This is a genomic window from Halalkalibacter suaedae (assembly GCF_017939705.1).
Lineage (GTDB): Bacteria > Bacillota > Bacilli > Bacillales > Bacillaceae_D > Halalkalibacter > Halalkalibacter suaedae.
In genome coordinates this window covers 102,239-116,026 of record NZ_JAGKSQ010000009.1, presented here as the reverse complement: position 1 = coordinate 116,026, position 13,788 = coordinate 102,239, and the positions used below count along the sequence as shown (strand labels likewise).

Annotated in this window: 9 protein-coding genes, 1 rRNA gene and 2 riboswitches; of the genes, 1 reads left to right on the top strand and 9 read right to left on the bottom strand. The window is 39.8% G+C overall.

The window, feature by feature from the left end; translation table 11 throughout:
* The 6 genes from J7W16_RS18280 to J7W16_RS18255 all read right to left on the bottom strand — a co-directional run.
* Positions 1-59: ribosomal RNA gene (locus J7W16_RS18280) — 16S ribosomal RNA — on the bottom strand; the annotation flags it as partial.
* A gap of 455 nt (positions 60-514) precedes the next feature.
* Positions 515-1,816: an NCS2 family permease gene (locus J7W16_RS18275; RefSeq protein WP_210598928.1), complete on the bottom strand. Its 1,302-nt coding sequence runs from the start codon at positions 1,814-1,816 to the stop codon at positions 515-517.
* Between the two features lie 109 nt (positions 1,817-1,925).
* Positions 1,926-2,027: riboswitch (purine riboswitch) on the bottom strand.
* 94 nt (positions 2,028-2,121) lie between these two features.
* Positions 2,122-3,663 (bottom strand): glutamine-hydrolyzing GMP synthase, encoded by a 1,542-nt coding sequence (gene guaA, locus J7W16_RS18270; RefSeq protein WP_210598927.1) that lies wholly within the window; start codon positions 3,661-3,663, stop codon positions 2,122-2,124.
* Positions 3,664-3,757: 94 nt separating this feature from the next.
* A riboswitch (purine riboswitch) is annotated at positions 3,758-3,859 on the bottom strand.
* Between the two features lie 34 nt (positions 3,860-3,893).
* A complete protein-coding gene (locus J7W16_RS18265) occupies positions 3,894-6,074 on the bottom strand; it encodes a DUF4129 domain-containing transglutaminase family protein (protein ID WP_346726964.1) in 2,181 nt (726 codons plus the stop codon).
* Positions 6,075-6,100: 26 nt separating this feature from the next.
* A complete protein-coding gene (locus J7W16_RS18260) occupies positions 6,101-7,261 on the bottom strand; it encodes a DUF58 domain-containing protein (protein WP_246880101.1) in 1,161 nt (386 codons plus the stop codon).
* Positions 7,261-8,220 carry an AAA family ATPase gene (locus tag J7W16_RS18255; protein WP_210598925.1) on the bottom strand — a complete coding sequence of 320 codons (960 nt, stop codon included), beginning with the start codon at positions 8,218-8,220 and terminating at the stop codon, positions 7,261-7,263. Before J7W16_RS18255 ends, J7W16_RS18260 begins: the two co-directional genes overlap by 1 nt.
* A gap of 228 nt (positions 8,221-8,448) precedes the next feature.
* Between J7W16_RS18255 and J7W16_RS18250 the strand changes: the two genes are divergently transcribed.
* Positions 8,449-9,630: a DHH family phosphoesterase gene (locus tag J7W16_RS18250; RefSeq protein WP_210598924.1), complete on the top strand. Its 1,182-nt coding sequence runs from the start codon at positions 8,449-8,451 to the stop codon at positions 9,628-9,630.
* A 757-nt stretch (positions 9,631-10,387) separates the two neighbouring features.
* Here J7W16_RS18250 and J7W16_RS18245 read toward each other — a convergent pair.
* The 3 genes from J7W16_RS18245 to J7W16_RS18235 form a co-directional block, all read right to left on the bottom strand.
* Positions 10,388-11,221, bottom strand: coding sequence for a 1,4-dihydroxy-6-naphtoate synthase (locus J7W16_RS18245; RefSeq protein ID WP_210598923.1), 834 nt, complete (start codon positions 11,219-11,221; stop codon positions 10,388-10,390).
* Positions 11,222-11,890 (bottom strand): futalosine hydrolase, encoded by a 669-nt coding sequence (locus tag J7W16_RS18240; protein ID WP_210598922.1) that lies wholly within the window; start codon positions 11,888-11,890, stop codon positions 11,222-11,224.
* A 173-nt stretch (positions 11,891-12,063) separates the two neighbouring features.
* On the bottom strand, positions 12,064-13,773 hold the full coding sequence (locus J7W16_RS18235) for an ABC transporter ATP-binding protein (RefSeq protein WP_210598921.1): 1,710 nt from the start codon (positions 13,771-13,773) through the stop codon (positions 12,064-12,066).
* Between the last annotated feature and the right edge of the window lie 15 nt (positions 13,774-13,788).

The following is a 13,788-nucleotide window of genomic DNA, read 5'->3' as shown; positions in this document are numbered from 1 at the left end:
TGCATGTATTAGGCACGCCGCCAGCGTTCGTCCTGAGCCAGGATCAAACTCTCCATAAAATTGGTTTGAGTTTAAATAGCTCAATACTTGTTGCTGACTTTTTAAAAAAGTCTAAATTGACGAGATAAAACATTTTATCTCTTATTTTTCGCTTGGCTTTTGTTCAGTTTTCAAAGAACTCGTTCGCTTATCGTTCTTAGCGACTTTTCTATAATATCAACTCTATTAAATAAAGTCAACAATTATTTTCAAAGCGTCAAAGCATAGGATGTTTCCATAAGCTGTGAAGTGAAGAAACGACAACGAAAGATAATATATCACTTTTCCTCTAATTAAGTCAATGATTTTTCAAAAAAGAAAAAAATAGATACGAATAAAATAATGAAACTCTTAACACCGCTATTAAATGAACAAGCGTAACAAACCAGAATTCTATACATTATATAGTAATAACCTAGACAAACAAAAAAAGGAAGGTAGCGAACATCGCTACCTTCCTTTGGTACATTCATAACTACTCAGACAAGAAAATAAAATAACCAAGGAAAACAAAGAATAATACATACATAATAGGATGAACTTCTTTCGCTCTTCCCTTTGTCACCATTGTAATTGGATACAGAATAAATCCAATCGCAATCCCAGTTGCAATACTATATGTCAACGGCATTGCTACAACAGTTAGAAAAGCTGGAACAGCAATCTCAAACTTATTCCAATCAATTAACTTTAATGAAGAAGCCATTAAAATACCTACAATAATTAATGCAGGAGCTGTCACCTGTTCTGTTACCACAGCTAGTAACGGTGAAAAGAACAAAGCAACTAAGAACAATGCAGCCGTAACCACCGAAGTAAAACCAGTACGTCCACCTGCCGCTACACCAGACGCAGACTCAACATAGGCTGTAGTCGTTGATGTCCCAAGAATGGCACCAACAGATGTCGCTGTAGAATCCGCAAGAAGAGCTTTTCCAGCTCGAGGAAGCTTGTTATCTTTTACGAATCCAGCTTGGTTAGCTACGGCGTAAAGCGTTCCGGCAGTATCAAAGAAATCAACAAACAAGAATGTCAAAATGACGATTAATAGTTTCCAAGTAAGGACCTCTGACCAATCTAAGTTAAATGCTTGACCAAATGTCGGAGCAAGACTTTGAACAGGTCCAACAATAGAAGCTGGAGGGTCAATTAACCCTGTAACCATCCCAGCAATGACCGTGATAACCATTCCATAGAAGATTCCACCTTTAAAACCACGAACAATTAAAATAACTGATACAATAATCCCAAAAATAGCTAATAGCGTTGTAGGCTTTAACATATGACCTAAACCGACAACTGTCGCTTCATCAGCAACAACAATTCCGGCTTGCTTAAGACCAATAAATGCGATAAATAATCCAATACCCGCAGCAGATGCGTATTTTAGTTCAGCCGGAATGGCATTAATGATCAACTCACGCACTTTGAATAGAGAAATGATAATAAAAATAATTCCAGAAACAAATACTCCAAACAAAGCAACCTTCCAATCGATCCCTAATCCAATAACAACCGAAAAGGCGAAGAATGCATTTAATCCCATCCCCGGTGCTAATGCAATTGGGTAGTTAGCAACTAACCCCATAATCAGCGTACCAATCGCAGCAGACAATGCTGTCGCTGTAAAAACAGCCCCAGGATCCATACCAGTTGCACTTAAAATATCTGTATTAACAAATAAAATATACGCCATAGCCAAGAAGGTTGTTAAACCAGCAATTGCCTCTCGTCCATAACTCGTTCCATGCTCCTTAAAACCAAAATAACGATCCATCTCTCTTCACCCTCCAAGTTTGTGTCTTCTCGTTAATATACACAAAAAAAGCCTCCATTTCGTCCCGAATGGAAGCTTAACTAACAAAAAATCGTATCCCGAAAACAAAAACTGCAGGTTGATTAATCGTAGTCAAGCCATTTACGGTAGCTCGGTAGAAACGCGCAGGCCTTATTCCTGCATATATACGAAAAGACTCTTATGAAACTAATATTGCTTTTTATCTCTAAAAAGAGTCTATCAATCAACCTTGTTTTTGTCAACGAAAATACGAACATTAAAATGGTTTTATTAATAATTATTCGTTATTCCCACTCGATTGTCGCAGGCGGCTTAGATGTAATGTCATAAACAACACGATTTACATGCTTTACTTCATTTACAATTCGAGTTGAAATAAGCTCAAGTACATCCCACGGAATCCTTGCCCAGTCAGATGTCATCCCATCAATTGACGTGACCGCACGAATACCAACCGTGTAGTCATACGTTCGTGCATCACCCATGACACCGACACTTCTCATATTAGGAAGAGCTGTGAAGTATTGCCAAATCTCGCGTTCAAGTCCAGCCTTCTTAATTTCTTCACGAAGGATCGCATCAGATTCACGAACAATCTCCAATTTCTCATCTGTGATCTCTCCAAGAACACGGATCCCTAGACCTGGACCTGGGAATGGCTGTCTCCAAACGATTTCATCCGCAATACCAAGCTCACTTCCTAATTTACGAACCTCATCCTTAAATAATGTGTTCAAAGGTTCGATTAACTTGAACTTCATATCCTCAGGGAGACCACCAACATTATGGTGTGATTTAATCGTTTGTGCTGTATCTGTACCACTTTCAATAATATCTGTGTAAAGCGTTCCTTGTGCAAGGAAGTCCATATCCTTTAACTTTCCTGCCTCTTCTTCAAATACATAAATGAATTCATTCCCAATGATTTTTCTTTTCTGTTCCGGATCAGAAATCCCCTTTAGGTTTCCTAGAAAACGATCCTGTGCATCGATCTTAATGACATTCATATTAAAACCTTCACTAAATGTCTTCATGACACTCTCCGCTTCACCTTTACGAAGAAGACCATGGTCGATAAACATACATGTTAGTTGATCACCGATTGCTTTGTGAATCAAGACAGCTACGACAGATGAGTCAACACCACCACTTAGCGCACATAGTACCTGCTTGTCCCCAACTAACTCACGAATTTTCTCAATTTCGATTTCAATGAAATTCTCCATTGACCACTTACCATCACATTGACAAATTTCGTAAGTGAAATTCTTCAACATGTCATCACCGAATTCAGAATGACGAACCTCTGGATGGAACTGAACTCCGTAGAATTGCTTTGATTCATTACTCATTGCCGCAACCGGACAAGAAGGATTAAATGCATCGACAACAAATCCTTCTGGTGGAGATAAAATTAAATCACCATGACTCATCCATGTCGTTTGCTCAATTGGCAAACCTAGGAAAAGCTTCGACTGGTTTTCAATTTTGATTGTTGCTTTCCCGTATTCACGGTGATCAGCTGCATCGACCTTCCCGCCAAAGTGCTGGGTCATCAATTGCATACCATAACAGATCCCTAAAATCGGAATACCTAAATCGAAAATAGCCGGGTCACAATGAGGAGCACCTTCAACATAAGCACTGTTTGGCCCACCTGAGAATATAATCCCTTTTGGATTCAATTCTTTAATCTCTTTAGCTGTGATTTTATGAGAACGAAGCTCACTGTACACACCTAAATCACGAATACGTCTAGTAATAAGCTGATTATATTGACCACCAAAATCTAGAACAACAATCATTTCTTGATTAATTTCACTCATTCTGTCCCATCCTTTATAGTAGATTCAACCTTACAAGCATATAAAAAAAGAAGCTAGAATCCGTACCGAGTCATATACTGACAAAGGCAGAATTCTAGCATCATCCTGCCTTCGTAGTCAGATTGTAATTGGACATCTGGTAGAGACTCCTAGGCCATCTTCCTTAGGATATACGAAGGTTATTTTCTCTGATAAATACTGATTCATTTTAACAATCACCTATTAGATGGTCAAGAATCGATTTTCTGAACTAGTGTTAACCAGTTCGATTTTTGTTCTTTCCAACTAGAATCAAGAGGGCGTCCCCCGTAAGTGATTCGTTCGTATTCGGTTGTTAATGCAGTCATTTCTTCCGTTTCAAGTGTTCGATCCATTCTTGTTGCGTATTCGCGTAATGTTTCTCCATCATTTCTCTTATAACCAAAGTACTGGAACAACCAGAGTAAACGCTCATAAGCAGGAAGAAATGCCGTTTCATCTCTTCGGTGCTTATACCTTCTTAACACAAAGTATTGAACGATCTTTTTATTCTTAATAATAATGAACATCACTAAAGCAAGAAACACGCCTGCAAGTAACCAAGGTCCACCTGGAATCGTCCAGTTTGATGAACGCGTAGGAAGTGGTGACACCTCGCTCTCCTCGGCATCTGCAAAGGCTTCCTCCACCTCAGGCTCTTCTTCCTCCTGAACTGGTTGTTCAGGCTCCACTTCTGGTTGATCCGGAAGCTCTGTGTCAAGCTCCGGCTCAACAAATTCATACGCAGAGGAGAATCCTTGTGTCGGCTCAAACGGTACCCAGCCTACTTCAGGGAAGTAAACCTCAACCCAAGAATGGGCATTGCTATTTTTCACTTCGTAGACATTCCTATCATCATCAAGCTGTTCTACAACCTCACCTTGAGTAAAGCCCTTTGCCCAGCGTGCAGGAATATCAAGTGTTCTCAATAAGACAATCATTGAAGTTGAAAAATTATCACAGTAACCTCTTCTTGTTTCGAATAAAAATTGATCGACATAATCTTCTTGCCCTACCGGAATTGGGACATTTTCTGTTTCATAATCAAAATCATTTAAAGAGAAATATTGCTCAACTGCTTTTGCTTTATCATAACGATTATCTTCATTTTGAACAATTTCTTGAGCAAGTTCTCTGACACGATCTGGGAGTGATTCAGGAACTTGTGTATAGTATGACTTAATTTCTTCGGGATCTTGTTCGTTCGTTGCCCTCAGACCCTCAATATAGTAAGTCGGATAGGAATAGGTCATACGATAATCAGCTAAACCGACTAATTCTCCACCACTAATCGTACTCGCCTTTTCCGTATAACGATTTACTCTCACATCAACCTCGTCTTTATTTAATAATTCAAGAAAAGCTCCTGGATAAAATAAATGATCATGACGAGTAGACGCTTCCTCACTAAAAGCGACCTCCGCAATCATTTCCTCAGTCGTCACATATCCCGCATTGTCGTTGATTGTAACCATATCAGTTACCTCATCAGGAGTGGTAGTCTCCCAACCACGTCCTGTATAGAAGTCTTTCGTCTCTCCACGCCAGTAATGCTCTTCCTTCGCTGCCGCGTAGAAAATCGATGAACTATCGTCAACAAAGCCCCCACCTAGACTTTCGTCGTTATTTCCATAACCAATTTTCCGGACTCCCTCACCACTACTTGGTAAGCCAATAGCAGCACGAACATAGGGAACAGGGTCAGCCCACTGAGGATCTGGCTTCGGTGAAAGTAATCCGAACGTCGCCCCAAAAACAATCATCACCACAAGGACTGATGCCAATTTGGCTGGTAAAAATTTAGGTCCCGAGTGAAGCTTTTCTTGTTCAATCAATCTGTACATTGTAATAAGACCCAGCAACAGAAAGCCAATAAAAAATGTACGGATAATGGCGAACGTCGCATCATAGGCTGTAAATGTATCGATGACAGTGACAAAAATTACCGTAAAGACAAAAAAGAATAAAACCCTTCGTGCATACACAGTCCAATAGAATAATAGATAACTCATAATTGATAAGAGCACCAAAAATAACATACTTCGAAACACATCTGTTAAGGCATGCCATTCCCCGCTAAGCATAAAGTTAAGATTTAGCAGCAGCTCATCAAGAAAAATCAGAACCCAATCTATCGAAAAAAAGGACATATTATAGAAAACTAAATATACTCCGTAGACAATTGTCAAAAATTTAAGCAGCATTGAAAGCACAATCGGCAATTGTAGAAAGGTGATAAAGAAAAATACCGCCATACATAAAACAAAGACATGGATATAGCCGGTATCTGTTATATGCGGAAGCGGAAGTAGCCATTCCATAAGCAATAAGAAACTCAGACCATATAGAAAGAAGTCTCTGCCTATTTCCATTTGTTTCTTTTCAACTCGCACGACATTCCCTCCTATACCCCGTCAGTTCATTCATTCATTAGTTCAATTACTTCAATTCCATATTTCTGAAACTCTTTAATAAAAGAACGATCATGATCAGTGATTGCAATCATGCATATAGTGACGATAACTTTTTGCTCTCGCATCGTTTGACAAGCGGCGAGAAGTTGATGATCTAACTCAGTACTAACATAGTAGACATGCATTCCTTGCCAGTGTTTATAAATCTTATCTATCGGTTTAACAGGATCCTGAATTGGCATCGCCTGAGCCAATAGCCTAAGTCCGGTCGTTAACGAGTGCTTTGAAACAGATAAGGTATTCCAATGATCCGAACGGACAGATACTTGAAGGAAAGATTGTTTCTTAGCAAAGGTCATCAACATTGACGCGGCAAGCTCTATAGTACGTTCATACACAGCCTTTGACTTCTTATTTACAAACGAATCGAATGCAACGATGACACCTTCTCCTTGAAACGATTCAAACTCCTTTGTCATCAGACTAGTCGATCTAGCAGTCTGCTTCCAATCAATACTCGTCAATCGATCACCGGGTACGTAATTACGCACTCCTGCAAGAGCTCGATCCTCCTGATAAGAATGGCGATTCTGTTGACCTTCTAGATGCTTTGGATTACCCGCTAACGGTAATGATTCTAGGATACGGTATGCAGGATACACAAGCACAGCTGTATCCGATTTAACCGCGAGATTTCTTTTCAGTTCAAATAGACCAAACAAGTCGCCAAAAGCTACCGTCACATCACCAAAGGAATGTACTCCCCTTTTCACGTCATCAATCGTATAGGTTAATTCAAGCTTCCTTTGAAACGAAAAGAAAAATAATGCCCCTTGACCGCTTTGTTTGCCGAGGTTCTCAGGCAACCGATCAAATACACGAACGACGAAAAAAGGCTGAAGGGGATGCTTATAAAGGATAACCTTAACATCTAACCGTTCCCCTGCTTGCAACGCGTCCTTCGAAACAATCCTTTCAACTCCCTTAACCTGAAAGGGGTAAAGAGTGACTAAAACAGTGCATACTAAAACCGTAACTACACTATAGAAAAGAAACCAGCTAACAAAACCACCTTGAAACATCGCATAAGCAAACAGAATTACTAGCATCACAAAGAGAAATAGATATTTAATATAAGAACCGATCATTCCTAATCGCTTTCTCATCACGTTTTAGATAACCTTCTTTGTTGGACAGGTACGCGCGTTTGTTCAAGGATAGCGTAGATGACTTGTTCTTCTGTTCGGTTCGTCATTTTGCTTTCTGCTGTAAGAATTAACCTGTGTGCTAATACATATGGGGCAAGATGCTTTACATCGTCAGGGATCACATAATCACGTCCTTGAATATACGCAAAAGCCTGCGAAGCTTTCATTAAAGCAATCGTCCCACGTGGACTAACGCCAAGTTCGACGAAACGATTTTTCCTCGTTTGTTGCACTAAATCAACGATATACCCCTTTAAATCATCACCTACATGAACATCGATCACTTTCTTTTGAATGTTAATAACTTCTTCTGTAGACATTACTGGTACTAATCTTTCAAGAGGATGCTCGTGCTGCAGACGATTTAATACTTCAAATTCATCTAATTCATCTGGGTAACCTAGTTTTAATTTTAGTAAGAATCGGTCTAGCTGTGCCTCTGGTAACGGGAACGTCCCCGCATATTCAACCGGATTCTGGGTTGCCATCACAAAAAATGGTCTTTCTAACTTAATTGTTTCACCATCTACCGTCACACTACCTTCTTCTAAAGATTCAAGAAGAGCTGCCTGTGTTTTTGGCGATGTTCGGTTAATTTCATCCGCCAATACGACATTTGCCATAATTGGTCCTCGACGAAACTCAAATTGTTGAGTTTGCTGATTAAATATAGAGACCCCCGTCACATCAGAGGGGAGCAAATCAGGTGTAAATTGGATACGCTTAAAATCCGCTCCAAGCGATCTAGCAATGGCCTTGACCATCATTGTTTTACCGACACCAGGAACATCCTCCAAAAGAACATGTCCTCCAGCAAATAGACTAACGAGACTAAGTTCGATTTCTTTTCGTTTCCCTACAACAACGCGTTCAATATTTTCTATGATATCTCTCACTCGCATTAAGTTCGTTTCCATCCAACGGCCTCCATTTCTGCATAAAAAAAACCAATCTAGTTCCATGATACCATTACCTTGTGTAAATTACCGTTACATTTGTTTTACCAATTTTTAAAATTGAGCTGTCTAATGTTGCTCCTCAATGACCCTTCTTTCTAAATTACGCCTAATTTTAAAGATAATTGTAATTTAGACTCGATAATTCTCTAAAATAACAGCATACTAAAGAGGTAGGAGGGATTTATTATGTATCATGTATATTCTCATAACGATTTAGACGGAGTTAGTTGTGGCATTATTGCTCGTATCGCTTTTGGAGCAAATGTTACCAATCGTTACAATTCAGTTCAAGGACTTGATTTACAAGTTGAACGGTATTTGGAAAAGGCTGTTGAAGATGATCATTTATTCATCACCGATTTATCGGTCAATAAGGAAAATGAAGAACGAATTGAATCCTTTATAAAAAAAGGAGGCAATGTGACTCTTATTGATCACCATAAAACAGCTTTACATTTAAATGATTACACTTGGGGAAATGTTACAGTCGCTTATCCAGATGGACATCTCGCATGTGCAACATCATTATTATATGATTATTTAGTTGAACACTATGATCTCGAAAAAACAAATGCTTTAAATGAATTTGTCGACCTTGTTAGGCAATGGGATACATGGGAATGGGATCAAAATAAGACAATGAATGCCAAAAGACTTAACGATCTCTTTTATATGCTATCAATTGATGAATTCGAGGAACGAATGGTAAGGCGACTAACTTCTGAAGACTCATTTTCTTTTGATGAATTCGAAGAGAAACTTCTCGACATGGAAGAAACAAAGATTGAACGTTACATAAAGCGAAAGCGAAGAGAACTTGTTCAAACATTTATTGGAGATTACTGCGTCGGCATCGTTCACGCTGAATCATATCATTCAGAACTTGGAAACGTCTTAGGGAAAGACTGTCCACATCTTGATTACATTACAATTTTAAATCTTGGCGGCAAAAAGATGAGTTTTAGAACCATCCATGACGAAGTGGATGTCTCTGCAGTAGCAGCGAAGTTTAACGGAGGCGGGCACGTAAAAGCAGCAGGCGCAACACTAACTGAGGAAGCTTATAAGCTCTTTATCGCCACTCCTTTTTCAATTGAACCACTTAGAGTTGATGCACTGCGTAATCAGTTTAATATTAAAGAATCTAAACTCGGCTCCTTATATAGAAGTGAAGACAAAACCTTTTATATTTATCCAGCAAGTGATAAGGAATGGGTGTTAGAAGAGAATAAGGTGAAAAAGCAAACCTACCCTTCCTTCGCTGAAGCTGAAAATAATATTAAACGCTACGAAAAGGCCTGGTTGGTGCGTGATGATCAATTTATTCACTTTATCAGACAAACAATGATTGAAGGAAAGAAATCCTAATATATTGCTTATGAATAGGGAGTAGTGATGAGCGTTGCCATAATAAAATGCTTCGGCACCGCTACCGGGATGGGGGGCACACACCCGCCGGCGGGCGTTGAACTAACCGGCTCTGCCGGTGGATTTCAACCTGCCCTTTCCCCCTGCAGGAGTCGGACCTCCCATCCCGTCCGCTTGATAAGAGGATAGATGAGAATTTAACTTACCTACTTTCTTTCTAACCCATACTTACTATTCGGCTCATATATAGATACTTCAGTTCTATCTGATAGTTAAACTACAAGACTTGATTGTATGGGTAAAGAATTAAAAAAAGAATTTATGCAAAAAAGGCTGGGACATAACTAAATTGTCTAACTGAAATACCGAACAAAGCAATCACATAGCGGATGAAATATACGTAGACTCCTGCGGGATGTAAAAGAGGCCACTGAAAAAGGTGTGATTTTCACCTTTCTTCAGTGGCCTTTAAGCAATGAGCGTAACCGTTGCTTTGTCTTAAGCCTGCTATGAGTGGGTTTCTCATAGCAGGCGTGCAACGTGTGGAGCCATTGCTGCTTCCTCGAATCTGCTAAAAGTGACTTTTTCAGTGGCCTCATGTAAAAGCCAAGGGTGAGACCCCACAGGCGTAGCGTAATGCGGATCACCGGCTTCCCGCGGAAAGCAAAGTAAATTTCAGGGAACAGTGGTTCTGCACCATCTATTATTGTTCGCCTTTTCATTTAATTAAAATACATTTGTCCCGGACTCCTACTTGTTATTTTTTCAACAATTCAAGATCAAACTCCGGGACAAGCCCCTCTCGCATTGCTCGTCCTAGCAGTTCAGTTATTGCCCCATATCCATCCTCGCCCAATTCAGCAGTAAAGTCGTTAACATAAAGATCAATATGTGATTTCGCTACATCCTCTGAAAGCTCCTGGGCATGCTTCATCACGTAGTCATTTGTCTCTTCTGGGTGACTCCATGCATAGTCAACAGACGCTCTTGCCCATTTTGCAATAGCACCTGCATCCATTGAACGATGAGCAATGATAGCCCCAAGTGGAATCGGTAATTTCGTATCTTCCTCCCACCAGTTTCCTAAATCAGTTAACATCGATAATCCATAATTGTGATAGGTAAATCGTGCTTCATGTATAACAAGTCCTGCGTCTATCCTTCCATCTCTAACAGCCGGCATGATTTCATTAAATGGCATGACGATGATTTCTCCAACACCACCTGGAACGTGCTCGGCAGCCCATAAACGGAATAATAAATAGGCCGTTGAACGCTCACTTGGCACGGCTACCTTTCGACCACTTAGTTGACTTGGATCTTTCGAAGAAGAATTCGTTAAAACTAAGGGACCACACCCTCTACCTAAAGCTCCGCCACAAGGAACCAGAGCATAATCCTTCAGCACCCATGGGAGAGCCGCATATGAGATTTTCATTACTTCAGGACCCTGGCCTTCTGCAGCCCAGTTATTCGTCTTATCAATATCCGCATAGGTAACATCGAGAGCTGGGGCATCTTTAATAAGACCATGAACCCAAGCATAAAATACAAATGTATCATTTGGACAAGGTGAAAAAGCAATGTTCATCTAGACTACCTCCGTTACTAGTTTCGCTGTTTTTTCTAAAGAGACTAAAGCATCTTTGATTTTCCATGAATCACGGTCACGAGGACCTATGATATTTGAGATTGAGCGGATTTCGAGAAAGGGGATTCCCTTTTTCTTAGCAGCCATTGCAACGCCAAATCCCTCCATTGCCTCTGCTGCAGCCTTAGGATATCTCTGCTGTAATTGCTGCGCGGTTTCAACCGTACCAGTCACAGTTGACAGTGTTAAGATCGGTGCAGCTTGTCCAATAAGCTCTGTGTCTTTCAACTTATCTTTTAGTTTTGTAACTAGCTCATGATCAGCAATTGCAAGAGATGTTCCGAATCCCAACTCTTCAATTGTTTGAAAACCTTCAGCAGTTTCAGCACCTAGATCTGCAGCAATTGAGTCAGTCCCAACGACAATCGAGCCAATCTCTGCTATTTCCTTAAATCCACCGGCTATTCCCATATTAATAACAAGGTCATATCCTTTATTTGATAGTGCGATCGTTGTTGAAATAGCTGAAGCTACTGGTCCTACACCTGCTACCTCTACATCAAAACTCTCTAATCCGTTAATCCCTCGCAACACAGCTTCTTTTTCCGCTTCGACGGAGGTCATAATCAGCACCTGTTTTGGAACTTTGAACTCGTTATCTGATTGCATTATTTTTCCTCCCAACAAACCAACATGCGTATCCATTAGTGTAACGAATTATTTTTCAATTTGCTAGTAAATAGAAAAAGGTCATTGATCAAGGTTAACCCTTTTTCCAATGGCCTTTTCATTAAAACACCCTAATTCCAAGTAAAAAATTCGTTGATCGACATACGCTGCTTTTACCCGAACTGAGCTACATGCAATCTGCGGTAAATCCCATCAGATTCAATTAGTTCCTCATGATTTCCTTCCTCAGCAATACCATCCTTTGTAACAACCATAATCCGATCAGCATTCTTAATTGTAGCTAACCGATGGGCAATGACAAGTGTTGTTCTTCCTTTAGACAACTCAGCTAATGCCTGTTGAATAGCTACTTCAGTCTCTGTATCGAGGGCAGATGTCGCCTCATCAAGAATAAGAATTGGTGGGTTCTTCAGGAACATCCTAGCGATTGCAAGTCGTTGCTTTTGTCCTCCTGAGAGCTTAACTCCCCTTTCACCAATGACTGTATCCAATCCTTGTGGCTGCGTCTTAATAAATTCCTCTAATTGTGCTCGTTTTGCCGCTTCAAGCAATTCTTCATCAGTCGCATCTAATTTTCCATAGGAGATATTTTCTCTAATTGTACCTGAGAATAAAAAGACATCCTGTTGAACAATCCCAATCTGACTACGAAGTGATTCAAGCTTCATTTCACGAATGTCTACTCCATCAATTTCAATGCTTCCTGCCTTTGTTTCGTAAAAACGAGGTAATAAGCTACATAATGTCGTTTTCCCTGCTCCAGAAGGACCAACAAAGGCAATCGTCTCGCCAGCTTTTACTGACAAACTAATATCATTTAGGACATTGTCTACACCTTCGTAACCAAAGGTAACATGTTTATAATCAATATTTCCCTTCAGTTCAACATTTCTTGCATTAGGTACATCTTCAATATCTGGTTGTGTATCTAATACTTCAGTATAACGCTTGAATCCAGCAATCCCCTTAGGGTAGCTCTCAATAACCGCATTAATCTTCTGAATCGGTCCAAGCAAAATATTAGCTAGTAAGATGAAGGCAACAAATTCACCATTCGTTAATTCTCCACGGATAACAAAAAAGGTTCCGAATAATAGCGTAAATAGAGTAATAATTCTCATAAACATATAATTGGCCGTTACATTTTGGGCCATAATTTTATAAGATTCTAGCTTCGTTTTCCGGTAGCGTTCATTATTAACACCAAATTGCTTCTGTTCGTGTTTTTCATTGGCAAATGCTTGTACAACACGAATTCCACCGATGCTGTCCTCAACACGAGCATTAATATCTGCTACATCACTAAACATCTTTCTAAAGGTTCGGGTCATTTTCTTATTAAAGTAGATCGCTAAATACGTTAGAAATGGAATAACAATGAAAGAAATAATTGCTAACTTCCAATTGATTGTAAGCATTAAAATAAATGCACCAACCAAAGTCATCACTGCAACAAAGACATCCTCAGGTCCGTGATGAGCAACTTCGCCAATCTCTTCAAGATCCTTCGTCAATCTTGAAATCGAATGCCCTGTCTTATTACTATCATAGTAACCAAAAGAAAGCTTTTGCATATGCTGAAATAGCTTTCTCCTCATATCCGTCTCTATATTAATACCGAGCATATGCCCCCAATAGGTCACAACATAGTGGAGCCCTGTGTTAATAGTATAGATCAGCAATAGACCTAAACAAGCCCAAAGAATGACGGTCCAATTCGAATTCGGTAGCAATTCATCAATAACATGGTTAACCGCAAGCGGAAAGGCTAACTCAAGCAGTCCAACAAAAACAGCACACGAAAAGTCTAAAATAAATAAGAACTTATATGGCTTATAATACGAGAAAAATCGCTTTAACATATATTCACTCCTTCA